The organism is Archangium violaceum (genome assembly GCF_016887565.1).
GTDB classification, from domain to species: Bacteria; Myxococcota; Myxococcia; order Myxococcales; family Myxococcaceae; genus Archangium; species Archangium violaceum_B.
Genome location: NZ_CP069396.1, coordinates 6,010,591 through 6,034,984 on the forward strand (window position 1 = coordinate 6,010,591; position 24,394 = coordinate 6,034,984).

Annotated in this window: 23 protein-coding genes; 14 read left to right on the forward strand and 9 right to left on the reverse strand. The window is 69.2% G+C overall.

Annotated features, from left to right (window positions below):
- Positions 1–89: 89 nt before the first annotated feature.
- Genes JRI60_RS24340 through aroF form a run of 7 tightly spaced genes read right to left on the reverse strand, consistent with a single transcriptional unit; the run spans position 90 to position 6,919 of the window.
- Entirely contained in the window at positions 90–1,358 is a 1,269-nt protein-coding gene (locus JRI60_RS24340; RefSeq protein WP_204228278.1) for a 3-phosphoshikimate 1-carboxyvinyltransferase, read from the reverse strand.
- Positions 1,355–2,425, reverse strand: a complete 1,071-nt coding sequence (locus JRI60_RS24345) for a 3-dehydroquinate synthase (protein WP_204228279.1) — start codon at positions 2,423–2,425, stop codon at positions 1,355–1,357. The genes JRI60_RS24340 and JRI60_RS24345 overlap by 4 nt, the downstream gene beginning before the upstream one ends.
- Positions 2,422–3,441, reverse strand: coding sequence for a chorismate synthase (gene aroC / locus JRI60_RS24350; RefSeq protein WP_204228280.1), 1,020 nt, complete (start codon positions 3,439–3,441; stop codon positions 2,422–2,424). Before aroC ends, JRI60_RS24345 begins: the two co-directional genes overlap by 4 nt.
- A complete protein-coding gene (locus JRI60_RS24355; protein WP_204228281.1) occupies positions 3,438–4,757 on the reverse strand; it encodes a shikimate dehydrogenase in 1,320 nt (439 codons plus the stop codon). Before JRI60_RS24355 ends, aroC begins: the two co-directional genes overlap by 4 nt.
- Positions 4,754–5,356, reverse strand: a complete 603-nt coding sequence (locus JRI60_RS24360; protein ID WP_204228282.1) for a shikimate kinase — start codon at positions 5,354–5,356, stop codon at positions 4,754–4,756. Before JRI60_RS24360 ends, JRI60_RS24355 begins: the two co-directional genes overlap by 4 nt.
- On the reverse strand, positions 5,337–6,026 hold the full coding sequence (gene ubiE / locus JRI60_RS24365; protein ID WP_204228283.1) for a bifunctional demethylmenaquinone methyltransferase/2-methoxy-6-polyprenyl-1,4-benzoquinol methylase UbiE: 690 nt from the start codon (positions 6,024–6,026) through the stop codon (positions 5,337–5,339). Before ubiE ends, JRI60_RS24360 begins: the two co-directional genes overlap by 20 nt.
- The gene (gene aroF, locus JRI60_RS24370) at positions 6,023–6,919 is read right to left on the reverse strand and encodes a 3-deoxy-7-phosphoheptulonate synthase (protein ID WP_204228284.1); all 897 of its coding nucleotides are present in this window, start codon (positions 6,917–6,919) and stop codon (positions 6,023–6,025) included. Before aroF ends, ubiE begins: the two co-directional genes overlap by 4 nt.
- Positions 6,920–7,049: 130 nt before the next feature.
- On the opposite strand from aroF, the gene JRI60_RS24375 reads away from it, so the two are divergent.
- From JRI60_RS24375 to menE, 6 genes are read left to right on the forward strand one after another with little or no spacing between them, the layout of a single operon-like run.
- Positions 7,050–8,351, forward strand: coding sequence for an isochorismate synthase (locus tag JRI60_RS24375; protein ID WP_204228285.1), 1,302 nt, complete (start codon positions 7,050–7,052; stop codon positions 8,349–8,351).
- Positions 8,344–10,113 (forward strand): 2-succinyl-5-enolpyruvyl-6-hydroxy-3-cyclohexene-1-carboxylic-acid synthase, encoded by a 1,770-nt coding sequence (menD, locus tag JRI60_RS24380; protein ID WP_204228286.1) that lies wholly within the window; start codon positions 8,344–8,346, stop codon positions 10,111–10,113. The genes JRI60_RS24375 and menD overlap by 8 nt, the downstream gene beginning before the upstream one ends.
- On the forward strand, positions 10,104–10,964 hold the full coding sequence (gene menH, locus JRI60_RS24385; protein ID WP_204228287.1) for a 2-succinyl-6-hydroxy-2,4-cyclohexadiene-1-carboxylate synthase: 861 nt from the start codon (positions 10,104–10,106) through the stop codon (positions 10,962–10,964). Before menD ends, menH begins: the two co-directional genes overlap by 10 nt.
- A 21-nt stretch (positions 10,965–10,985) precedes the next feature.
- Positions 10,986–11,897 carry a 1,4-dihydroxy-2-naphthoate polyprenyltransferase gene (locus JRI60_RS24390; protein ID WP_204228288.1) on the forward strand — a complete coding sequence of 304 codons (912 nt, stop codon included), beginning with the start codon at positions 10,986–10,988 and terminating at the stop codon, positions 11,895–11,897.
- A gap of 4 nt (positions 11,898–11,901) precedes the next feature.
- Positions 11,902–13,032 carry an o-succinylbenzoate synthase gene (gene menC, locus JRI60_RS24395; protein WP_204228289.1) on the forward strand — a complete coding sequence of 377 codons (1,131 nt, stop codon included), beginning with the start codon at positions 11,902–11,904 and terminating at the stop codon, positions 13,030–13,032.
- A complete protein-coding gene (menE, locus tag JRI60_RS24400) occupies positions 13,032–14,471 on the forward strand; it encodes an o-succinylbenzoate--CoA ligase (protein WP_204228290.1) in 1,440 nt (479 codons plus the stop codon). The genes menC and menE overlap by 1 nt, the downstream gene beginning before the upstream one ends.
- 3 nt (positions 14,472–14,474) lie before the next feature.
- Here menE and JRI60_RS24405 read toward each other — a convergent pair whose 3' ends face one another.
- A complete protein-coding gene (locus tag JRI60_RS24405) occupies positions 14,475–14,831 on the reverse strand; it encodes an STAS/SEC14 domain-containing protein (protein WP_239470702.1) in 357 nt (118 codons plus the stop codon).
- Between the two features lie 281 nt (positions 14,832–15,112).
- On the opposite strand from JRI60_RS24405, the gene JRI60_RS24410 reads away from it, so the two are divergent.
- The 3 genes from JRI60_RS24410 (at position 15,113) to JRI60_RS24420 (ending at position 17,271) form a co-directional block, all read left to right on the forward strand.
- On the forward strand, positions 15,113–16,147 hold the full coding sequence (locus JRI60_RS24410) for a type IV pilus twitching motility protein PilT (protein WP_239470703.1): 1,035 nt from the start codon (positions 15,113–15,115) through the stop codon (positions 16,145–16,147).
- A gap of 77 nt (positions 16,148–16,224) precedes the next feature.
- On the forward strand, positions 16,225–16,572 hold the full coding sequence (locus JRI60_RS24415; RefSeq protein WP_204228291.1) for a PilZ domain-containing protein: 348 nt from the start codon (positions 16,225–16,227) through the stop codon (positions 16,570–16,572).
- A gap of 102 nt (positions 16,573–16,674) precedes the next feature.
- Positions 16,675–17,271, forward strand: coding sequence for a hypothetical protein (locus tag JRI60_RS24420; RefSeq protein ID WP_204228292.1), 597 nt, complete (start codon positions 16,675–16,677; stop codon positions 17,269–17,271).
- 11 nt (positions 17,272–17,282) lie between these two features.
- Here the strand turns inward: JRI60_RS24420 and JRI60_RS24425 are convergent, their stop codons facing one another.
- A complete protein-coding gene (locus JRI60_RS24425; RefSeq protein ID WP_204228293.1) occupies positions 17,283–18,038 on the reverse strand; it encodes a hypothetical protein in 756 nt (251 codons plus the stop codon).
- A 431-nt stretch (positions 18,039–18,469) separates the two neighbouring features.
- Between JRI60_RS24425 and JRI60_RS24430 the strand changes: the two genes are divergently transcribed.
- From JRI60_RS24430 to sdhA, 5 genes are all read left to right on the forward strand, one after another.
- On the forward strand, positions 18,470–19,189 hold the full coding sequence (locus JRI60_RS24430) for a polysaccharide deacetylase family protein (protein ID WP_204228294.1): 720 nt from the start codon (positions 18,470–18,472) through the stop codon (positions 19,187–19,189).
- 13 nt (positions 19,190–19,202) lie between these two features.
- Positions 19,203–19,862 carry a class I SAM-dependent methyltransferase gene (locus tag JRI60_RS24435; protein ID WP_204228295.1) on the forward strand — a complete coding sequence of 220 codons (660 nt, stop codon included), beginning with the start codon at positions 19,203–19,205 and terminating at the stop codon, positions 19,860–19,862.
- Positions 19,863–19,999: 137 nt separating this feature from the next.
- Entirely contained in the window at positions 20,000–21,295 is a 1,296-nt protein-coding gene (icd, locus tag JRI60_RS24440) for an NADP-dependent isocitrate dehydrogenase (protein ID WP_204228296.1), read from the forward strand.
- Between the two features lie 22 nt (positions 21,296–21,317).
- On the forward strand, positions 21,318–22,259 hold the full coding sequence (mdh, locus tag JRI60_RS24445; protein ID WP_204228297.1) for a malate dehydrogenase: 942 nt from the start codon (positions 21,318–21,320) through the stop codon (positions 22,257–22,259).
- 251 nt (positions 22,260–22,510) lie between these two features.
- Positions 22,511–24,388: a succinate dehydrogenase flavoprotein subunit gene (gene sdhA / locus JRI60_RS24450; protein ID WP_204228298.1), complete on the forward strand. Its 1,878-nt coding sequence runs from the start codon at positions 22,511–22,513 to the stop codon at positions 24,386–24,388.
- The last annotated feature ends 6 nt before the right edge of the window (positions 24,389–24,394 follow it).

The window sequence follows — 24,394 nt, forward strand, 5'->3', positions numbered from 1 at the left end:
GGGCGGGACTTTTCACAGGCGGCAGAGCGCTTTCAACAAAAAAGAACTGCACCCGGGGAGGCCGCGTTTCCCCCTGGGCAACGCCCGTTTCAAGACGTGAGGCGGACCCCAGCGCGCTCCAACTGCCGCCAGAAGCCCGGGAAGCTCTTCTCCACGCACTCCGGCCCGGTGAGGGTGAGAGGCACACCGGACACAACAGAGAGAGTAGCCGCCACCATTGCCAGGCGGTGATCTTCCTTGCTGTCCATCGAGAAGTGCGACGGATGGGAGGTAGGAGGGTGGATTGTCAACGTCTCCCCCTCCAGCTGGGTTTTGCCGCCGAAAGCGTCCACCAGCGTGCGGATTCCCTCCAGCCGGTCGCTCTCCTTAAGGCGCAAGACGCCTACATCCGTGAGCGTGGAGGGGCGTGGCAGCACACATGCGAGCGCGGCCAGCGTAGGCAGCAGGTCCGGGCACTCCTTGCCCGAGGCCACCAGCCCGTCCTTCGCCTTGCCCGTCATGCGCAGGGTGTTGTCGGGGCCGGCCACCGTGGTCAGGCCCGCGCGCTCCACCAGCCGCACCAGCGCCTGGTCCGGGTGGGCGCTGGAGAGATCCGCGCGCTCCACGCTGCCCCCGGTGTGCCAGGCGATGAGCAGCAGGTAGCCCAGGGACGACCAGTCCCCGGGCATCGCCGGGGTGCGCTCGGGTGCCCGGTAGTCCGTCACTTCCAGCCGTCCCTCGGACTCCTGGACGGTGAAGCCGAAGCGGCGCAGCCAGGAGACGGTGAGTTCCAGGTAGCCCGCGCTCGTCAGCGGGCCGATGATCTCCACCCGCCATGGGCGGCGCTCGCGCAGGTAGAGGGCCGCGCACCCCAGCAGGAGGCTGGAGGCGTACTGGCTGCTCTGCGCGCCCGGCACGCGGAACACGGGCTCTCCCGTCTTGGTGGGGGCATGGATCTCCACCGGCCAGGGGTTGCCCTCGGTGAGCACCAGCCCGGAGGGGCCGAGCGCCTCGCGCAGGGAGTCGAAGAGGGCGCCATGCGGACGCTCGCCGAGCCGGGGCGTGCCGGTCAGGCGCACGTGCGCTCCCGGAGTCACCGCCGCCTGGGTGACGAGGATGCGGAAGGGGGCTCCGCCATCCGCGCAGTTCACGTCGCGCACCGGGCCCGGAGGCAGGCGCAGCGTCTCGATGCCCCGGCGAATCACGCGCACGTCCGCGGGCAGGAACTGCTCGGGCTCCTCCTGGAGGACGGGCAGGGGCCAGGCGCCCGTGAGGTGCGCCAGCACCATCGCCCGCTGCGCGTCCGACTTGGAGATGGGCGGCGTGAGGACCGCCGGCACCAGGTGGCTCGGATCGACCTGCAGCTTCGTCTTGCTCATGGGCGTTCCCCTCGGGTCCAGGTCGGCCACAGCGCTTGCCACTGGTCCGCGGACACGTCGCGTACCACCGCGGTGCCCAGGTCGGTGAGCAGCACCATCCGCAGCTCGCCGGCGCTCCCGGCCTTCTTGTCCGCGGCCAGCAGGGCCACCACGTCCTTGATCTTCGCGCGCGCGAACAGCTCCGCCGTCCGCTCCCGGCCGAGCACCCCGGGTCCCTGGTGCAGGGCGTCCTCCACCCGCCAGGCCACGTCATCGGGGGTGATGCCCAGGGCGCGGCCCACGTCGAGCGCGCACAACATGCCGAGCCCCACCGCGTCCCCGTGCGACAGCTCGAAGCGCGAGACGCTCTCCAGCACGTGACCGAAGGTGTGCCCGAAGTTGAGCACCCGCCGCAGGCCCTCGTGCTCGTAGGGATCCTTCGCGCAGACGGACTCCTTGAGGCGGCGCGCGTCCTTCACCATCCGCTCCAGCGAGGGCGCCCGGCGCGCGTAGGCGCGGAAGAGCTCGGCGTCGAGGCTGGCCACCATCTTCCAGGCCTCGAGCGCGCCCTCGCGCAGCTGCGTCTCCGAGAGGCTGGCGTACAGCTCGGGGCAGAGCCACGCCTCCTCGGCGTAGTGGAAGACGCCCACCGGGTTCTTCACCACCTGGCCGCGCACGGTCATGTCCACCGCGCCCTTGCCACCCAGGCTGCTGTCCACCGCCGCCAGCAGCGTGGTGGGCACCTGCACGAGCCGCACGCCCCGCTTGAGCAGGTGCGCCGCCACCGTGCACACGTCACCGACGGTGCCTCCTCCGACGGCGAGCAGCGTGCCCGAGCGCGGCATCGACAGGCCCGCGGCGAGCACCTGCTCCAGGGACTCGAAGGTCTTGGCGACCTCGCCACCGGTGAGCTGAACCACGGCGCGCGGTTTACGGGCCTTGAGGGCCGGTATCAGGGTGGGGTGCAGGCGCGCGACGCGGCGATCCACGACGGCGAGGCTGCCCTCGGGGAGGCTCGCGGACAGACGTTTGAAGGAGCCCCACCGGTCGGTGGCGGGACGGTAGGCGCCAGGAGGAAGTTGGATCATGCGGAGTGGGGTCGGGCGTTCAGCTGCAGGACGAGATCGGCCAGGACGACGGAGACCATGGCCTCGAGCACCGGCACGGCGCGGGGCATGATGCACGGGTCATGTCGCCCGCCCTTGGCATGGTCCGCGAGCGTGGCGGGAGGCTTGAAGAAGACGCGCAGGGCCACGGGCTCGCCATTGGCCAGGCCGCCCTGGATGCCGCCGTAGGTGTCCTTCTGGGAGTGGAAGACGCTGCCGGGCTGCTCGATGCGCGCGAGCAGATCCGGCGGGCCCCAGACCACGCCGGTGACGGCGCCCACGCTGCCCAGCGCGTGCGCCAGCAGCGCCTTGATCTTTCCGAAGATGGGCTCGCCGAGACCCACGGGCAGGCCCTCCACGCGGACGTCGATGCTGCCGCCCAGGCTGTCACCGGCCTCCTTGGCGGTGAGGATGCGCCTGGACATCTCCTCGCGAGCCGCCGGATCCGGGCAGCGGGTGGGGTGGGCATCCACCATGGCGCGGGTGAGGCCGGGCTCGGGAACGGCGGAGACGAGGTTGCCCACCTGGGACACCCAGGCGACGGTGCGGATGGAGGGGAAGGCCTGGGCGAGGTAGGCCTCGGCGACGGCGCCACCGATGACGCGGCAGAGCGTCTCGCGGCCGCTGGTGCGCCCGCCACCCCGGTGGTCGCGGTGCTTGAAGCGCTCGCGCCAGACGGCGTCCGCGTGACCGGGACGATCCTCGCTCTTGAGCTTGTCGTAGTCCCCGGAGCGCTGGTTGGTGTTGCGGACGATGGCCGCCAGGGGCGTGCCGAGCGTCTTGCCCTCGAAGACACCGGAGAGGATCTCGACCTGATCGGGCTCGGCGCGAGCGGTGGTGATGGAGGACTGACCGGGACGGCGGCGATCGAGCGCGGCCTGGATGAGCTCGCGTTCCAGGGGGACGCCCGCGGGACAACCATCGATGACGGTGCCGAGCGCGGGGCCGTGGCTCTCGCCGAAGGTGGTGATGCGGAACAGGGTGCCGAGGGTGTTCATGTAGCAGTCTCCCAGAGGGCTCGCTGCCGACGGGCCTGGGCGATGAACCAGGCGGCGCCGAGGAGCAGCGGGCTTCCCCCGCGGCGGGTGATTTCGGTGGCGATACGGCGCGCGGGTGCACCGTAGGCGATCACGGCGACGCGAGCACCCTCGAAACGAAGGGAATCGGGCGGGGTGACGCGATCGGGCCAGGTCCAGATGCCCGGGCCGGTGAGGGGCCCGGAGATTTCGGCGCGTCTTAGAAACCGCAACTGACAGCCGACCTCGGAGGCCACGACGCGGATGGCGGCACTGGCACCGCCGTCTCCGAGGACGAAGGCCTCCCGGGCTCCGAGCCGTTCGAGGACGGTGCGAGCGCCCTCGGTGTCGGTGTTGAAGGACTCCCAGCGGTCACGGCGGCGCACGAGGGTGTTGATGGCGTCGAGAGACGAGCCGGTGTGCCGGGCGAGACGGATCTTGAAGGGGCTGGTGACGGCGAAGCCGCGGTAATGCGGAAGGAGGGCATCCACGAGGGCCTCGACGGGACCGTCCTCGGGGATGTCGATGCGGTCGAAGGGCTGGAGGTGGATGCGAGGAGATCGCGAATGAGCGATCGAGGTCCCCAGAATACCGAGTCGCCCCACCGTGGATGTCCCCTCTCCCTCTGGGAGAGGGCTAGGGTGAGGGTATGGAGGAGCCCGGGTCGAGCCCGTGGACGAGAGGGCCCGAGCCTCCCGGAAGGCATCCGCGAGCAAGCGCTGTCCCGGAGCGGCCTTCCAATCGCCGCCGACGGCGACGTAATCGAGCACATTCCGCCGGGCGAGCACGGCGCGCACGGGAAGCGCGACGGGCCCCATCGCGAGCACGGTGACGCGCTCGGCCCCGAAACGGGCTCCCAATCGTGCCTGGGTCTCCAACAATGCATCGACTCGGGCCCGGGACACCTCCCCGAGGGGCTCGACATGTTTCACCAGCGACCCATCGGGGAGCGCCACATCCCACAGGCGCAGTGCCTCCTCGGTGGACAGGGGCCGCTCGGCATGATGCGAGGCCAGCAGCTTCCCGGGAGGAGCGGCCAGCTCGCCGGCATGAACGACATCCCGATCCACCCACCGGGCGGCGGCGACCCACGCCGGAGGCAGGGGCGTGCCGCGTTCGGAGACGAGCAGCTCCATCACTCCGGCGAGCGCCGCCGCGTCCACGGCCTCGGCGGGGTGCAGATCCGTGCGCACCTCCAGCACCTCCGCTCCACGGCCGCGGGCCTCGGTGGCGAAGCGGAGGGCGTCGGGACCGCGGAGGGTGGGGGGGAGGGTAACGACGCGGCGGGCCGTCCTCATGACTGACTCCCGGGGGAGACGAAGGCGCGGAGGAACTCGACGAGGCTCACGGTGGGGACCCGGGCGTGGAGCACCGAGCGCTGGTGGTAGACGGAGCTGAGCTCCTCCTCCAGGGACATGCCGGGGCGCAGCCGGGGGCGGGAGGTATCGGCGAGGAGGCGCTCGCGGTAGGTCTCGAAGGAGACGGGCACGAGCAGGGTGTAACAGGGAGCGAGGGCCTCCGCGTGGTTGGAGAGGAACCCGCCACCCACGGCGACCAGGCTACCGGGGGGCAGCTCCAGGAAGAGGGTGCGCTCGGCGGCGCGGAACGCGGTGGGATCCTCGGCGACCCAGTCGCGCAGCGAGCGGCCCGAGCGGCGCTCGAGCTCGACATCGAGATCCAACCCCGACCGACCCAGCAGGGCACTCACCAGGGGCAGCAGCCGCGTCTTGCCGGCGGCGCGGTGACCGCCGATGGCGACGGTCTGCCCCGTGGAGGGAGGCCGGCTGGGGCCGGGACGGGCGAGCTCTTCCCGCAGGGCGGGCGCGAGCCGCGGATCCACGGCCTCGAGGATCCTCTCGACGAGAGACTGCTTCAGCTCAGCGGACGGTCCCGACATAGACGTAGGATGTCCCAAACGTCATCGGGTGGGCCACTCTCTCCTGATAGGCACCGGTCTGATCCATCAGGGCGAGGAACCTGTCGCCGGCCGGGAAGGCGGCCGAGGTGCGGGGGAGGTACTCGTAGGCGGCCCGGTTGCCGGTGAGAAGGCCACCGATGGCGGGCATGATCACCTTGCTGTACATACGGAAGAGGGCGCCGAAGAAGCCGGTGGGCTGGCCGAACTCGAGCACCACCACGCGGCCGCCGGGGCGCACCACGCGGGCCATCTCCTTGAGGCACTTCACCGGGTCATCCACGTTGCGGATGCCGAAGGCGATGGAGGCCACGTCGAAGGTGTCGTCCGCGAAGGGCAGGTCCATGGCATCGGCCACCTGGAACTCGACCTGGAGCCCCTCACGGGCGGCCTTGGCGGGAGCGCTGTCCAGCATCTCCTTGCAGAAGTCGGTGCCCATCACGCGGCCCGAGGCGCCCACCTTGCGCTTGAAGGCCAGCGCCAGGTCTCCGGTGCCGGTGGCGCAGTCGAGGACGGCGCTGCCCTCCTTCGCGCCGCTGAGACGCACGGCCGTGCGCCGCCACAGGCGGTGGATGCCGAACGACAGGACCTCGTTCGTCACGTCATAGCGCGTGGCGATGGAGGAGAACATCTGACGGACTTCGGTGCTCATCGAGCCCCCGCGACATGGGCCGGGACTTCCGGCCTCCAAAGGTGACGGTCCACGGCGTGTAGCACACCCGGCAGCCGCCGCATCAATTGTTGGAAGCGCTCCGGTGTGAGGGCCTGCTGCCCGTCGCACAGGGCCTGTTCGGGCCTCGGATGCACTTCGATGATCAACCCGTCGGCGCCCGCCGCCGCAGCAGCCAGGGCCATGGGCTGGATGAGCTCCGGCTCGCCCGTGGCGTGCGAGGGGTCCACGATGACCGGCAGGTGCGTGCGCTGCTTCGCCAGCGCCACCGCGGCCAGGTCCAACGTGTTGCGCATGGCCGTTTCAAAGGTGCGGATGCCGCGCTCGCAGAGGATGACCTGCTCGTTGCCGCCGTCCAGCAGGTACTCGGCGGCCATCATCCACTCCTGGAACGTCGCCGCCAGGCCCCGCTTGAGCAGCACCGGCTTGCGCACCTTCCCCAGCGCGCGCAGCAGCGGGAAGTTCTGCATGTTGCGCGCGCCCACCTGGAGGATGTCCACGTGCTCCGCCATGAGCGGAATCTGCGCGGACTCCATCACCTCGCTGACGATGGGCAGCCCCACCTTGCGCGCGGCCTCGGCCAGCACGCGCAGGCCCGGCTCTCCCATTCCCTGGAACGCGTAGGGGCTGGTGCGAGGCTTGAATACCCCACCGCGCAGCACATGGGCGCCGGAGGCGGCCACCGCGGTGGCGGTCTGCTCCGTCTGCTCCAGGCCCTCCACGGCGCACGGACCAGCCATCACCACGAAACCGGGGCCGCCGATCTCCACCCGTCCCACTCGCACGCACGTGCCCTCGGGCTTCGACGCCCGGGCCACACGGGGAGTGCTCTCCCGGGGCTTTGCTCCGCCCTCATCACCTGGCTTGCCGCTCACGGGCGCCTCCGTCCCATGTGGAGTTCACGTTGTTTTGAACCCCGTGATGCTTGTATAGCCAAACCGCCGTACAGAACAACAAGAGGTTGCTGCCTCGGCTGGTGGCAGGGCCTCCTTATGAGGACCGCTGATGACAACGCTCGGACCCGTTGAGGGAGGCCGCTGGGTGGCGGGGGTGAGGCCCCTGGCCGCGGTGGATCCGCTCGCGGGGGCGGAGGTGTTGGGCGAGCCTTCCGTGTACTGGGAGCGTCCGCTCGCGCGGGAGGCGGTGGCGGGGTGGGGCGAGGCGTCGGCGGTGGAGGCCGGGAGCGCCACGCAGGCCCAGGCGGTGTTGAAGGCGATCTCCGCGCCGGACGCGGTGCGGTGGCTGGGCGAGGTGCCATCCGCGCTACCGGGTCCCTGGTTCGGGGGCATGCGCTTCTCGGCGGTGGGCGGGGACGAGGGCTGGGTGCCGTTCGGCTTCGGCCGGTGGACGTTGCCGGAGGTGGTGGTGTGGCGCGAGGGCACGGGCCTGCTCGCGGCGGCCTTCGCACACGAGGGGCCCGGGGCCGAGGACGTGGTGCGCTCGCGGCTGGCGCGGGTGGGTGCGGCCTTCCCGGCCGGGTACCGGCACGCCCTGGGAGGGCCCCAGACGTTGAAGCTGACTGCGTCCCGGCCGGACTTCGAGGGACGCGTGGTGCGTGCGGTGGAGACGATCAACGCCGGGGGCCTCCAGAAGGTGGTGATGGCGCGGGCGGTGGAGGTGGAGGGGGAGCGCGCCTTCGATCGGGTGGACGTGCTGGCCCGGCTGCGCGAGCAGAACCCGCGCTGCGCCACCTTCCTCTTCCGGGCGCCGGACGGGACGGCCTTCCTGGGCGCCACGCCGGAGACGCTGTGCCGGGTGGAGGGGCGCCGGTTGGAGACGGAGGCGCTCGCCGGCTCCGCCTCGCCCGCGCAGGCCGGGTCGCTGGAGGCGAGCGACAAGGATCGGCGCGAGCACGAGGCGGTGGTGCGCTACATCCTCAAGGCGCTCAAGCCGCTGGCCGAGTGCGTCGACGCGGACGCGGAGCCGGCGCTGCTGCCGTTGAAGAACGTGGTGCACCTGCGCACGGGCATCCGCGCCGAGCTGCGCGAGGGGGTGGGGGTGGCCGAGTTGGTGGCGGCGCTGCACCCCACACCGGCGGTGGGTGGAGCGCCGCGGGAGCACGCACTGGAGTTCCTGATCGAGCACGAGGCGCTGGATCGGGGCTGGTACGCGGGACCGGTTGGCTGGGTAGGACTCGGGCGGGCGCACCAGATGGTGGCGCTGCGCTCGGCACGGGTGAAGGATTCGAGAGCGCGACTCTTCGTGGGTGCTGGTATCGTGGCGGGCTCTAGCGCCGAATCGGAATGGCGTGAGACGGAGATGAAGAGCCTGGCCATGCTCAGGGCCCTCGGAGGAGGACATGTCTGACGCCAACTTGAACCAGCTCTGGGCGCGGGCGGTGTTGGAGGAGCTGGTTCGCGGAGGCGTGCGGCACGCGGTGGTCTGCCCGGGCTCGCGCTCTTCTCCTCTGGCGCTCGCGTGCGTGAGGACGGAGGGGCTGCGCACCTGGTCCGTCATCGACGAGCGCAGCGCGGGCTTCTTCGCCCTGGGAATGGCCAAGCAGTCGCGCGCGCCGGTGGTGCTGGTGGCCACGAGCGGGACGGCGGGGGCGCATTTCTACCCGGCGGTCATCGAGGCGGCCATGTCGCAGGTGCCGCTGGTGGTGCTGACGGCGGACCGGCCGTTGGAGCTGCAGGGGTGGGGAGCGCCGCAGACGGTGCCCCAGGCGAGGTTCTTCGGGGAGTTCGCGCGGTTGTTCGCGGACGTGGGGCTGCCGGAGGCGAGCGACGCGGCGCTGGTGCACCTGCGCGCCACGGTGGCGCGGGCCGTGAGTCAGGCCTCGCGGGCCCCGAGGGGCACGGTGCACCTCAACGTGCAGTTCCGCGAGCCGCTCGCGCCCACGGCGGAGGGCTTCGACGGGGAGCGCCTGTCCGCGCTGGCCCGGGAGGGGCGGAAGGGGGCGCCGCTCACGCGCATCGTCCCGCCGACGCGTCAGCCGGACCCCAAGGTGTTGGAGCAGGTGCGAGCCCGGGTGGCCGACGTCGAGCGCGGCGTCATCGTCTGCGGCCCCCGGGACGAGAACGACGGTTTCGCGGAGGCGATCGCCTCGCTGGCCGAGGCCACGGGCTACCCGGTGCTGGCCGAGGCCACCTCACAGGCGCGTTATGGCGGCGGCCCGGCCACGGTGTCGCTCTATGACGCGATGTTGCGGCACGAGCCCTTCGCCAAGGCGCACCGGCCGGAGCTGGTGCTGCGCTTCGGCGGGGGCCTCACGCCCAAGGGGCCGCAGGCGTGGATCGACGGCTCGGGCGCGGAGGTGATCCTCTTCAGTGACGAGGGCGGGCTCTTCGATCCAGCCCACCGGGCCTCGCGTGTGGTGGAGGGCTCGTCGGTGGCGGCCTGCGAGGCGCTGGGCCAGGGACTGTCGCGGGGCCTGGGCCCGTGGGCGCGCAGCTTCCTGTGGGCCGAGCAGTGGACGCGGGCGGCGCTGGAGTCGGCCTTCTCGGAGGATCAGTCGCTCACGGAGATGCGCATCGCGCACGACGTGGTGGCGGCGCTGCCGGACGGGGCGAACCTCTTCGTGTCCAGCAGCATGCCCATCCGCGACGTGGACGCCTTCGCGCCGTCGATGGGCCGGCGGCTCCGGGTGCTGGCCAACCGGGGCGCCAATGGCATCGATGGAATCATCTCGAGCGCGCTCGGGGTGGCGGCGGTCTCGGTGCGTCCCACGGTGCTGCTCACGGGTGACCTGGCCTTCCTGCACGACGTGGGCGGGCTGCTCACGGCGCGCCGGAGCGGGGTGCCCCTGACGGTGGTGGTGGTGAACAACGATGGGGGCGGCATCTTCTCCTTCCTCCCCATCGCGCAGGCCGAGATGGCCCAGAAACACTACGAGCCGCTGTGGGGCACGCCGCATGGCGTGGACCTGTCGCACGCCGCCACGCTCTACCAGGCGCGCTTCAAGCGCCCGGACTCGCCCGCGTCCCTGAGGGCGGCGGTGACCGAGGGGCTCAAGGGTGGCCTGCACCTCATCGAGGTGAAGGTGGCGGAGCGGACGAAGAACGTGGATCTGCACCGGCAGCTCTTCGCGAGGATGGCTGTCTCACTGGGAGAAGGCCCATGGCTCTGAAGCTGGCATACGAGACCTGGGGAGAGGGGAAACACCCGCTCCTCCTCCTGCACGGATTCACGGGGAACCGATCCTCGTTCGATCACCTGCGGCCGTTGCTGAGCGAGCAGGTGCGGGCCATCGCGGTGGATCTGCCGGGCCATGGGGAGACGCCCCTGCCCTCGAGGACCGGGCGCGACGGCTTCCTGGAGACGGTGGAGGCGCTGCTCGGGGTGCTGGACGAGCTGAAGGTGCCGATGGCGAACCTGCTGGGCTACTCGCAGGGAGCGCGGTTCGCGCTGGCGGCGGCGCTGACGAAGCCGGAGCGCTTCGGGCGGCTGATCATGGAGAGCGGCTCGCCCGGGTTGCACCGTCGCCAGGAGCGGACGGAGCGGCGGGCGAAGGATGCCAACCTGGCGACCTTCATCCGCCAGAAGGGCGTGGAGGCCTTCGTGGCGCACTGGGAATCGCAGCCGATCTTCGCGGGGCTGCGCAACCTGCCGGCCGAGCAGCAGGAGGTGCTGAGGGCCCGGCGGCGCTCGTGCACGGTGGAGGGGTTGGTGGGGGCGCTGGAGTGCCTGGGGCTGGGGGTGCAGCCGGACTACTGGCCGGAGCTGCAGCGCCAGCGGCTGCCGACACTGCTGCTGACGGGAGCGCTGGACGAGAAGTTCACGCAGATCGCGCGGCGGATGGCGGCGGAGCTGCCGGTGGTGTGGAGGCGCACGTTCGAGGGGAGCAGCCATGCTCCGCACATGGAGGTGCCGGAGGAGTACGCCAGTGAAGTGGTGTCCTTCCTGAAGACTCCCTGGTACGAAGCGCCGCAGTTCGAGAACGCCGCGCCGGACAAGAGCGCGGCTGGGGGCAACGGCTAGCTCCCGGGAACGAGTCATCCCATGAATGCGATTGCACCCGCGGTGGAGGCGCCTCGCCCCACCTTGAAGACGTGGTTGATGGCGGCGCGGCCGAAGACGCTGACGGCGGCGCTGGTGCCGGTGATGGTGGGGACGGCGCTGGCGTACGGGCTGGGCGTGAGCCGCTGGCTGCCGGCGTTGGCGGCGCTGGTGGGCGCGATGCTCATCCAGATCGGCACCAACCTGACGAACGACTATTACGACTTCAAGAAGGGAGCGGACACGGAGGAGCGGCTGGGGCCGAAGCGGGTGACGCAGAGCGGGCTGATCGCGCCGGGGACGGTGCTGGCGAGCGCGCTGCTGTGCTTCGGGCTGGCGGTGGTGACGGGCATCTACCTGGTGGTGGTGGGAGGCTGGCCGATCGTGGCGATCGGGCTGGCGTCGGTGCTGGCGGGGTACGCGTACACGGGAGGACCGTTCCCACTGGCGTACAACGGGTTGGGAGACGTGTTCGTCTTCGTGTTCTTCGGGCTGGTGGCGGTGCCGGGGACGTTCTACGTGCAGGCGCTGGCGGTGAGCCCGGCGGCGTGGTGGGCGGCGATTCCGGTGGGGGCGATCGGCACGGCGCTGCTGGTGGTGAACAACCTGCGGGACGAGACGACGGACACGAAGGCGGGCAAGCGGACGCTGGTGGTGCGGCTGGGCTCGACGGCGGGCAAGACCGAGTACGTGGTGCTGCTGATCGCGGCCTACGCGACGCCGCTGGCGATGTGGGGCCTGGGATTGGCGAGCCCGTGGGTGCTGCTGGCGCTGTTGAGCGCGCCGGTGGCGGTGGCGCCGTTGAAGCTGGTGCTGGGGGCGAAGGGGGCGGCGCTGAACCCGGCGCTGGGAGGGACGGCGAGAGTGCAACTGGTATTCGGGGTGCTGTTCTCGGTGGGGCTGCTGCTGAGGTGAGCCGATGCGCATCACGGAGGCATCCATCCAGCCGTTGAGGCTGGAGATGGTGCACCCGCTGAAGACGGCGAGTGGCACGTACGAAGCGCGAGAAGGCTTCGTGGTGCGGCTGACGGACGAGGAGGGTCGGGTCGGGCAGGGCGAGGCGATGCCGTTGAAGGAGTTCGGCACGGAATCGGCGAGCGAGTGCGAGCAAGCCCTCGAGGAGTACCTGTCGAACCTGAGCACCCAGAAAACCACCCCTCTCCCTTCGGGAGAGGGACGGGGTGAGGGTACCGAGTCCACCGGGTTGAACCCGTGTCTGCCCCCTCTCCCTCTGGGAGAGGGCTGGGGTGAGGGTCTACGCGCGACGCCCGCGGCCAGACACGCGATCGAGCAATCACTCCTGGATCTCCAAGCCCAGCGCCAGGGAATCCCGCTGAGCGAACTGCTGAGCCCCAAAGCGCGAGAGGAAGTCCAGGTCAACGCGCTGCTGGGAGCCCAGCTACCGGAACTGCTCGCGGAGGAAGCGAGACGAGCGGTAGCGGAGGGCTACACGACGCTGAAGATCAAGGTAGCGGGGCGCCCGGTGAGGGAAGACGAGGCGAGACTCTCCGCGGTGCGGGAAGCGGTTGGCCCGGCGATCCGCCTGCGAATAGACGCGAACGGTGGCTGGAAGGAATCGGAGGCGATTCTAGCGCTGGAGGCCCTGAGTGGTTACGGGCTCGAACTGTGCGAGCAGCCGGTGGCGGCGGAAGACGCCGAGGCGCTGTTCCGGCTGAGCAATCACGCTCGATTCCCACTGGCGGCGGACGAGTCGCTGGCATTCCCGGAGCTCCGCCAGGTGCTCCTGGATCGCCCGGGCACGGTGGGAATCCTGGTGCTCAAGCCGATGGTGCTGGGGGGCCTGTTACCGACCCTGGCGCTGGCGCGAGAGGCGGCGAGAAGAGGCATGGACGCGTACGTGACGAGCTCACTGGACGGAGTCATCGCCCGAGCGGGAGCGGCGCACCTGGCGGCGGCGCTGCCGTCGGGGAGGTACGCATCGGGGCTGGGGGTGGGACACCTCTTCAGGAACGAGCCAGACAACCACCCATTCCGCCCGGAGCGGGGTCGCATCGCGATTCCGCGGAGGCCGGGCCTGGGAGTGAGCTGATGCAGTGGACGTGCCCGATCCGAGTGGGTGCCGAGAGGCATCCGGAGTCGCAGGCGCTCACCTTCGGGGGCCGGAGGTGGACGTATCGAGAGCTGGACGAGGGGGTGGGCCGGTGGGTGGCCGCGCTCCAGTCACGAGGGGTGAAGGCGGGGGATCGGGTGGGGCTGCTCGCGACAAGCCACGCGGCGGTGGTGCACCTCTTCTTCGCGCTCGGGAGACTGGGTGGGGTGCTGGCGCCGCTCAACGCGAGGCTCACGCGGGCGGAACTGCAGCCGCTGGTCGAGGACGTGGCGCCTCGTTTCACACTGGCGCTCGGAGCGCTCGCGGAGCGGCTCCCGGGAGCGGTGCCGCTGGAGTCGTTCGCGGACGCGGCACGGGCCTCACCGGACAGCACGCCGCTGGAGCCGAATACGCCGCGGGTCATCCTCTTCACGTCGGGGACGACGGGCCGGCCGAAGGGGGCGGTGCTGACGGAGGGGAACTTCCGGGCGTCGGCGAGGGGCTCGGAGGGGAACCTGGGGGCGCACCCGGGGCCGCGCTGGCTGGGGACGCTGCCGCTCTTCCACGTGGGGGGCCTGGCGATGCTCACGCGCACGGCGTACGACGGAGGCTGCCTGGTCCTGCGGGAGCGCTTCGAGGCGGAGGACACGAATCGGGCGATCGACGAGGAGGGCGTCACCCACGCGAGCTTCGTGGCGACGACACTGGAGCGCGTGTTGGAGGCGCGGAAGGACCGACGCGTGCCCTCCACGTTCCGGCTGGCGCTGATTGGCGGAGGGCCCGTACCGGCGCCGCTGCTGGCGCGGGCGAGGGCGGCGGGCATCCTGGCGCTGCAGACCTACGGGCTCACGGAGGCCTGCTCACAAGTCACGACGGAGCATCCGGAGGAATCGGACGGGCGTACGGCGGGCCGGCCGCTGCCGGGGATGGAGGTGCGCATCGTGAGCCCCGAGGGGGAGGCACTGGGCCCGGGGAGGGAAGGGGACATCGAGGTCCGCGGTCCGACGGTGATGGCGGGCTACCTGAACCGGCCGGAGGCCACGCGCGAGACAGTGCGAGACGGGTGGCTGCGGACGAAGGACATGGGGATGCTGGACGAGCGGGGACGCCTCACGGTGCTGTCGAGGCGGACGGACCTGATCGTCCGGGGTGGGGAGAACATCTACCCGGCCGAGCTGGAGGCGGTGCTGGCCTCGCACCCTGCGGTCCAGGAGGCGGCGGTGGTGGGCGTCCCGGACGCGCGCTGGGGCGAGGTGCCAGTGGCCTTCGTGGCGATGCGGGGTGGGGCCTCGCTGCCGGAGGACCTGGGGGCGTGGTGCCGCGAGTCCCTGGCGGGCTTCAAGGTACCGGCCCGCTTCCTGTCCATCGAGGCGCTGCCTCGCAACGCCATGGGCAAGTTGGAGCGGACGGTGCTGCGCCAGCGGGCCCTGTCGACCTGAGGGTCAGGCCACGTCGAGCGCGTCCTCGCTCTCGAGCCATTGCCGTGCGGCCTGCTCGTCATCGAAGCGGCGGAGGATGCGGTCCATGCCGCTGGCGCGCGCGACGCGGTTGAGCTGGAGGGTGGCGAGCTCGCTGCCGACGAGCTCGGCGATCCGCTTCATGCCCGCCTGCATGGCGGCCTGCTGACCCTGGCGGAGGATCTCCGTGGCCTCGGGCGAGGTGGCGCGGAAGTGGCGCAGGTCGGCCAGGGACTTCACGACCCGGCCCTGGGCCGCGAGGTCGCGGATGGCCGCCACGGACTGCTCGACGAACTGCCGCATCTCGTCCGGGCGGATGCTCCCTTCCAGGGTGACTTCCACGATTGCCCGGGACTTGTCGACCTTGACCTGGAACAGGGTGAATCTCTCCTCGACGCAGCCTGGATGACGGGGGCGGCTCCTACCCCGATTCACTAGCGTGTGCCAGCGGCGGCCAGTGTGACGGAACGGTGAAACCCGGGGAAGGGCTGGAGGGGGAGGGCAGGCGGGGCTCCCTGGCAGGTTCTTGGCCCGGGTGGGGGGCTTTCGCCTAGAATCCGCCACCGGCGAGAGAGGTCATCCCCCTGGATCAGGCAACGCTCAACAAGCTGCTCACGGTCGGCGTGCAGAATGGCGCCTCGGACATCCACTTCCGGCCCGGCGATCCCCCCATCTATCGGGTCAACGGGGTGCTGCGGCCACTGAAGATGGAGAAGCTCCACCCGGACCACACCAAGCAGGTGGCGCTCCACATCATCCAGGATCCGCTGACGAAGACCCAGGTGGACAGCCTGCAGGAGTACGACACCTCCTACGGCCTGCCGGGGGTGGCGCGCTTCCGGGTGAACATCTACCGGCAGCGGGGCACGCTGGCCTGCATCCTGCGCATCATCCCGGACGAGATCCCCACCATCGACGGGCTGGGGCTGCCGCAGGTGCTCAAGACGATCGCCGGCAATGATCGCGGGCTGGTGCTGGTGACGGGGGCCACGGGCTCGGGCAAGAGCTCGACGCTCGCGGCGATGATCGACCACATCAACCGCACCGAGAACCTGCACATCCTCACCATCGAGGACCCGGTCGAGTTCATCTACAAGAACATGAAGTCCTCCATCTCCCAGCGGGAGATCGGCCCGGACACGGAGAACTTCGCCATCGCGCTGCGTGCCGCGCTGCGTCAGGACCCGGACGTCATCCTGGTGGGTGAGATGCGCGACACGGAGACGATCGACATCGCGCTCAAGGCGTCGGAGACGGGCCACCTGGTGCTGTCCACGGTGCACACGACGGACGCGTCGCGGACCATCAACCGCCTGGTGTCGGTGTTCCCGGCCGAGGAGCAGTCGATGGTGCGCATGCGCCTGGCCGACAGCCTGCGGGCCACCGTCTCACAGCGGCTGCTGCCCAAGGCGGACGGCAAGGGGCGCACGGTGGCGCTGGAGATCATGGTCCAGACCAAGTCGGTGGAGCAGTACATCCGCGAGGACCGGACGAGCGAACTCAAGGATGTCATCGAGAAGGGCCGGGACATGTTCGGCATGCAGTCGTTCGACCAGCACCTGAGCCAGCTCTACCGCCAGGGCATCATCTCCCTGGAGACGGCGCAGAGCGCGGCGACCAACCCCGCGGACTTCCAGCGGGCACTCGAGTTCGAGTGAGCGCGCTTCCCCTGGCTGGAGCCACGCGGTGGGGATGCGCTAGGATGTCGGGATTGCCCCTCGTCCCAGGAGAATGCATGTCCTCCGAGCAGGAGCGGCGCCAGTTCCGGCGCTACCCCTTGCGGCTGCGCGCCATCCTCCGTTCCGGCTCCGAGGAGGTGGAAGCGGACGTCATCAATGCCTCCGTGGGCGGCTGCCTGTTGAGAACCCACCTGAAGGTGCAGGCCGGCGACGTCATCGAGGTGAGCATCCCGGACCTGCAGGTCCCCCCGACGTCCATGGTGGTGGTACGCAGTACCCCCACGGATGAGGCGGGCCACCTGGTGGCTACCTGCTTCGAGTCCCCGGTGGCGGACGAGGCCACCCTGGCCGGGCATTCGAGCGAGAAACCGACTCCTTCCTCCAAGCCCACGCGACCCAACTAGGCGCGAGACATGGCATCCGCGAGCGTGGCCGCGGGTTTGGTGTCTTCGCCGCGATGTGCTGGAATTCCTCCCCCTCTCCCCTCTGTAGGACCCTTCTCGACCATGTGGAACCAAGACAATCTCAAGAACATTGACGTGTTGGGAGCCAACCTCGAGTGCATCAAGGATGGCTTCGCGGCTTTCACCCTGCTGGCGAGCCGGATCCTCCTGGATGAGCGCCTGGGGGTCGAAGGCAAGGACGGGATGGTCACCTTCGAGAAGAACCGCTGGTACTCGCTCAACCAGTTCCTGCGGGCCTTCGAGCGCATCGGCAAGGAGTTTGGCGTCTACACGCTGAAGCAGGCGGGGATGTCCATTCCCAAGAACGCCGTGTTCCCCCCCACTGTGGTGGATATCGACTCGGGCATCCGGTCGATCGACGTCGCGTACCACATGAATCACGGCACCAGGGGCGTGGCCCTGTTCTCGCCGGATACCGGAGAGATGCGCGAGGGCATCGGCCACTATGGCTACGAGCGCATACCGAACAAGAAGCTCATCGTGAGCCGGTGCGACGGGCCGTATCCGTGCGCCTTCGACGAAGGCATCCTGACCGCGATGGCGCAGCGCTTCGAGACCTCCGCCACGGTGGTGCACTCGCCCAACGGATGCCGTTCTCGCGGGGCCGAGAGCTGCGCGTACAACATCACCTGGCGGTAGCGCTCCGGGCGCTAGGCGGTGAGGGCCTTCTGCGTCTTCACCGTCACGGCGACCTGGACCTTGTTGGTGGTCCGCGCCTTCGAGCTGTTCTGGGCGTAGGCCATCCACTCCTCGAACATGTCGGTGAAGAGCGAGAAGACCGCGTCCACCAGCATGAGCGCCTTCTTCTCGTCCTCCGCCGAAAGTTCGATCTCCTCGAGCTTCGCCTCGACGTCCTCGGTGCCCATGGCGTGGCCGCTCTCCAGATCCTTGTGGAGCTTGCCGAAGTAGGCGAGCTCCTGGCCCGTCGCCTTCTCGTACTCCATCGCCAGATCGCTGAACCGGGTGAACGCCACATCCCCCGTGGCCTCGATGGCCTCCACGATCGCCATGCGCACGCGCGGGTTGGTGTCCTCGATGAGCCCCATCAATCCGTAGATCGTCTGGCGGGTCTTCTTGCGGTCCTCCCCCCAGAGCAACCGCAGAGCGCCATTGAGATCCATGCTGGAGTTCAGCTCCAGCGTCCGAAGGTCCTTGAGGTACATGCCCCAGTGGTGATCGTCCTCGCGGCTGTGGACGTTGATCATCTGCTGCACGGGATCGTCCGAGCCGTCATCGCGCAGGGCGAACTTGTTCACGTCCGAGAAGCCCATCACGAATGGCGCCATGCAGGGCACGAAGCTGAACCGCTTGCGGGCGTCGATGTCGCGGTTCTGGATGAAGGTCATCAACTCCGTTGCCGCCAGGGCCCGCTTGTTCTGCTCGATCCGCTTCATGACTTGCTTCATGGCACCATCTCCTTCCGGGTCGTTTTCGACACCGTCACATGGGGGGATGTGAAGTCCGCGAGGGACATCGACGCGGGGGCGGGTTCGTGCGGACACCCTGTTTCGCGTCGACATGAGTAGTTCTAGCGGATTTTTCCGCGTGGGTCAAAAAGAAGAAGAGCAAAACTAGTCATTTTTGTGCGGAGACCCCGGAAAATTGGTGAGAATTGTGTTCTGTTTCTGCACCTTTCATGACCTTTCGGGGCTTGTGTCCGGGGGTGGTGTCAGTTGTGACTCATCTGGTCGAGTTGACCCAGGGGGATGAGCCCGCGAAACGAGGGTGGAGAGCCACGGAGCGTCTTGGGGCCCACGCACAATGCGTCCATTTCGCCACGAAAAAGGCGTCGGAAGGCGGCTTCTGGACGGACCGGCCCCTGCAATGAGGGTCTGGGATGAGCAGGAAGCGTTGGGTGCGTTGGGCGGTCGGGACGCCGCTCGTGGTGCTGGGGCTGCTGGTGGGGCTGTGGCAGCTCTCGAGGTCGTGGACGTTCCAGCTCTTCGGCGAGCTGCACGCCCGGGTGGAGACCTCCGAGAAGGTGGTGGCGCTGACGTTCGATGACGGGCCGAGGCCGGGTCAGACGGAGGCCATCCTGGAGCTCCTGAAGCGGCACGGGGTGAGGGCCAGCTTCTTCATGGTGGGCCGCAACATCGAGCGCCACCGGGAGCTGGCGGCGAGGGTGCTGGCCGAGGGGCACCAGCTGGGCAACCACTCGTATTCGCACCACCGGCTGATCTTCAAATCGCCGTCCTACGTGCGGGAGGAGCTCGACAGGACGGACGCGCTGCTGCGGGGGCTGGGGGTGGAGGGGGAGCTCCTCTTCCGGGCGCCGAACGGCAAGAAGCTGGTGGTGCTGCCGTGGCTGCTGTCCCGGAGCGGGCGCAAGCACATCACCTTCGACGTGGTGCCGAGGGACGACGCGGAGCAGGACGTGGAGCTGCTGACGTCGCGGGTGATGGAGTCGGTGCGGCCGGGCTCCATCATCCTGTTCCACGACGGAGGGCAGGAGAAGCCGGGCACGGTGAAGGCCGTGGACATCGTCTTGGGGAGGCTGCGGGAGCAGGGGTACCGCTTCGTGACGGTGTCCGAGCTGCTGGCGCTCGGGGGTAGGTAGACTGCCGTCCGTCATGGACGAAGCGGAAGAGCAGGGCGTGCGGCGGGTGTACGGGGAGATCGCCGGAATCTACGAGGCGTTCTTCCCCTCGCTGCACCGGTACGAGGGGAGGGTGGAGCGGTTCCTCGCCGAAGCGGTGGCGCCTGGCCGCCGGGTATTGGATGTGGGATGTGGCCCGGGGCAGCTCACGCGGGGGCTGGACCCGGCCGTCGCGGTCGTGGGGGTGGATCTCTCCCCCGAGATGATCGACCGGGCGCGGAGTGGCCGGCCCTCGGGCGAGTACCGGGTGCACAGCTACCGCGAGCCCCTTCCCGAGGAGCTCGGCCGCTTCGACGTGGCGCTGGCGGTGGGGTGCCTCGACTTCTGCGATGACCTGGGCCGGACGCTGCGCCACGTGTCCGGGGCCCTGGAACCGGGGGGGCGGCTGCTCTTCACGGTGCTGGAGCGCCGCCCGGGGCTGGAGGGGCACGAGGAGGCCCGGCGGCGGGTCCAGACGGCGGACACGGAGGTGACGCTGTACTTCTGGTCCTTCGAGGAGACGGCCCGGGCGCTCCTGGACGCGGGGCTGCTCCCGCGGGGCTACGCCCACGCTCCGGGGTGGGTGCAGCTCACCGAGCAGCGGACGATGCACTTCGGCTGGTGGGATGTGGAGCGTTGCCCGGCGGGGCGCTGACCCCGGGGATTGGCTCCGATAAGTCAGGAAGCTCGGAGGGCTGCCGAACATCCTTGACGCGGGGGGCCAGTGTTGCAAAGCATCCGCCGCCCACAAGGTCTCACTCTTTTTCAAGTTTCCAGTCAGGAGCTTCGTCCATGGCCCCTCCGAGCGGCGAGAAGATCACCCTGAAGAACGGCAAGCTGTTCGTGCCCGACAACCCCATCGTCCCGTACATCGAGGGTGACGGCACCGGCCGCGACATCTGGCGCGCCTCGCAGGCCGTCTTCGATGCGGCGGTGGAGAAGGCGTACAAGGGCAAGAAGAAGATCGCCTGGTTCGAGGTGCTCGCCGGCGAGAAGGCCTTCAAGACGGTCAACAACTGGCTGCCCGACGAGACGGTCACCGCGTTCCGCGAGTACCTGGTGGGCATCAAGGGCCCGCTGACCACGCCCGTGGGCGGTGGCATCCGGTCGCTCAACGTGGCGCTGCGCCAGCTGCTGGACCTGTACGTGTGCCTGCGTCCCGTCCGCTACTTCAAGGGCGTGCCCAGCCCGGTGAAGACCCCCGAGAAGGTCGACATGACCATCTTCCGGGAGAACACCGAGGACATCTACGCCGGTATCGAGTTCGAGGCGGGCAGCGCCCAGGCGGCGAAGGTGCTCGAGTACCTCAAGAAGGAGTTCCCCAAGGACTTCGGCAAGATCCGCTTCCCGGAGAACGTGGGCATCGGCGTCAAGCCCGTGTCGAAGGAGGGCACCGAGCGGCTCGTGCGTGCCGCGATCGAGTACGCCATCGCGCACAAGCGCAAGAGCGTGACGATCGTCCACAAGGGCAACATCATGAAGTTCACCGAGGGCGCCTTCCGCAAGTGGGGCTACGAGCTGGCCGCCCGCGAGTTCGGTGACAAGGTCTACACCTGGGATCAGTGGGAGGCCACCAAGGCCGCCAAGAACGAGGACGCCGCCAACGCCGAGCAGAAGGCCGCCGTGTCCGCCGGGAAGATCATCATCAAGGACTCCATCGCGGACATCACCCTGCAGCAGGTGCTGACGCGTCCGGACGAGTTCGACGTCATCGCCACGCTCAACCTCAACGGTGACTACCTCTCCGACGCGCTGGCCGCGCAGGTGGGCGGCATCGGCATCGCGCCGGGCGGCAACATCAACTACGTCACCGGCCACGCCGTCTTCGAGGCCACCCACGGCACCGCGCCCAAGTACGCGGACCTGGACAAGGTGAACCCGGGCTCGGTCATCCTCTCCGGCGAGATGATGCTGCGCCACATGGGCTGGCACGAGGCCGCCGAGCTCATCATCTCGGGCATGGACAAGGCCATCGCCAACAAGACGGTCACCTACGACTTCGCCCGCCTGATGCGCCAGGAGGGCCAGGGCAGCGTGACCGAGGTGAAGTGCTCCGAGTTCGGCCAGGCCATCATCAAGAACATGTAGTCGTCACGGGGAGACAATCCACATGGCTCACACCAAGAAGAAGATTGGACTCATCGGCGGCGGTCAGATCGGCGGAAACCTGGCCCTGCTCGCGGTGCAGAAGTCGCTCGGCGACGTCGTCCTCTACGACATCCCCGTGGCCGAGGGCATGGTCAAGGGCAAGGCGCTGGACATCAACCAGCTCGCCGCCGTGGACGGCTACGACTGCCGCGTCACCGGCTCCACCGACTGGAAGGACGTGGCTGGCTCGGACGTGGTCATCATCACGGCCGGCGTGCCCCGCAAGCCGGGCATGAGCCGCGAGGACCTGCTCGAGGTCAACCTGAAGATCATGCGGGACGTGGCTGCCAACATCAAGCAGCACTGCCCCAACGCCTTCGTCATCAACGTGGCCAACCCCCTGGACGCCATGGTGTTCGCGCTCCAGAAGATCTCTGGCCTGCCCAAGAACATGGTCGTCGGCATGGCGGGCGTGCTCGACACCAGCCGCTTCAAGTGTTTCATCGCCGAGGCGCTCGGCTGTTCCATCCGCGACGTCGAGGCCCTGGTGCTCGGCGGCCACGGTGACGACATGGTGCCCCTGGTTCGCCACAGCACCGTGGGCGGCGTGCCCCTCACCCAGCTGATCGCCAAGGAGAAGCTGGACGCCATCATCGACCGCACCCGCAAGGGCGGCGCCGAGCTGGTGAACCTCTACAAGACGGGCAGCGCCTACTTCGCTCCCGCCTCCAGCTCCATCGCCATGGCGGAGAGCTACCTGCTCGACCGCAAGCGCGTGCTGCCGGCCGCCGCCCTGCTCGAGGGGCAGTACGGCATCAACGGCTACTTCTTCGGCGTTCCCACGCAGATCGGCGCGGGCGGCGTGGAGAAGATCATCGAGGTGCAGCTCAACGACGCCGAGAAGGCCGAGCTCAACAAGTCCTTCGAGTCGGTGAAGAAGACCGTCGGCGAAGTGAAGCTGTAGTCCCTCCCGCCGCGAGCCGGCCCGGTCCCTGGTGGCGCGAGCCACCGCGGGGGCCGGGCTGAGCGGGGCTGATGCCGGAGATGGAGTGGGCTTATCCCTCCGCTCCGGTAATCTTTGCGGCTCGCTGAATTCACCAGTTAACTAGCCAGAGGCATCGCACCGGAGGTCTGAGCGGCGCGCTCGTGGAGTCGGACCGCGGCGCCGTCCAAGCCCGAGGGTCTCCGGCCCTCCGGTCACCAAGGAGACGCAGCATGGCAGCAGCAGCGCGGTTCACGGTGGTGGGCGGCGGACTCGCCGGGCTGATGACCACCATCAAGCTTGCCGAGGCGGGCCACCAGGTCGACATCCTGTCGCTCGTGCCGGTGAAGCGTTCCCACTCGGTCTGCGCCCAGGGCGGTATCAACGGCGCGGTGAATACGAAGGGTGAGGGCGACTCCCCGGAGATCCACGTCAAGGACACGCTGCGCGGCGGCGACTTCCTGGCCGAGCAGATCTCCGTTCGCGGCATGTGCTACGCGGCCCCGGGCATCATCTACCTGCTCGACCGCATGGGGGTGACCTTCAACCGCACGCCCGAGGGTCTGCTGGACTTCCGGCGCTTCGGCGGCACGCTGCACCACCGGACGGCCTTCGCGGGCGCCACCACGGGCCAGCAGCTGCTGTACGCGCTGGACGAGCAGGTGCGCCGCTGGGAGGCCGAGGGCCGCGTCACCAAGTACGAGTACTGGGAGTGGCTCGGCACGGTGAAGGACGGCTCGGGCCGCGTCATCGGCAGCGTGGCCATGGATCTGCGCACCAATGAGATCCGCACCTTCCCGGCCGAGGCCGTGTGCCTGGCCACCGGTGGTCCGGGCATCGTCTTCGGGCGCTCCACCAACTCCATCATCAACACCGGTACCGCCGCTGGTCGCGCTTTCATGGAAGGCGCCATCTACGCCAACGGCGAGTTCATCCAGGTGCACCCCACCTCCATCCCGGGTGAGGACAAGCTGCGCCTGATGAGCGAGTCCGTGCGTGGCGAGGGTGGCCGCGTCTGGGTGCCGCGCAAGAAGGGCGACACGCGCAGCCCCAAGGACATCCCCGAGAGCGAGCGCTTCTACTTCCTCGAGGAGAAGTACCCCAAGTACAAGAACCTCGTGCCGCGCGACGTGGCCACGCGTGAGATCTTCACCGTGTGCCGCGAGATGGGCCTGGGGCTCGACGGCGGCGACGCCGTGTACCTGGACGTCACGCACATCCCGGCCCACGTCCTCACCGCCAAGCTGGGCGGCGTGATGGAGATCTACGAGAAGTTCGTGGGTGACGATCCGCGCTACGTGCCCATGAAGATCTTCCCGGGCATGCACTACTCGATGGGTGGCCTGTACGTGCGCTTCGAGGCGGGTCCGAACAACGAGCCGCTCGCCGGCAGCCCCATCAACCAGTCCACCAACATCCCTGGCCTGTACGCCGCGGGCGAGGCGGACTACGCCTACCATGGCGCGAACCGCCTGGGCGCCAACTCGCTGCTGTCCTGCATCTACAGCGGCATGATCGGCGGCCCGGCCATGGTGTCCTTCGCCAAGAGCCAGTCCAAGAGCGCCACCGACGCGGACAACCAGAAGTACTTCGCCGAGTCGAAGAAGTTCTGGGAGGAGCGCTTCGCCACCATCAAGAAGATGGACGGCAAGGAGAACGCGTACGGGCTCACCAAGGAGCTCGGCGACCTGATGACGGAGAACTGCACCGTCGTCCGCTACAACGACCGGCTCAAGAAGACGCTGGAGCGCATCCGCGACTTCAAGGACCGCTGGAAGAACCTCAACGCGCTGGACACCGGCAGCGTGGGCAACCGCAGCATCTCCTACGCCAACCAGCTCTGGAACATGTTCGAGCTGGCCGAGGTGATCGCCAAGAGCGCGCTCCTGCGCGACGAGAGCCGCGGCGCCCACTACAAGCCGGAGTTCTCGCTGCCCGAGCCCAAGACGAAGGATCCTCGCGAGGATCCCTCGTGGATGGAGCTGTGGAAGAAGCGTCACGACAAGTGGGCCAAGACGACCATCGCGAAGTACGCGGTGGAGGGCCCGCAGATCAGCTACGAGGACATCCCCACGCCCGTGCTCGACCCCGAGCCGCGCTGGTACGCCTAAGGAGGG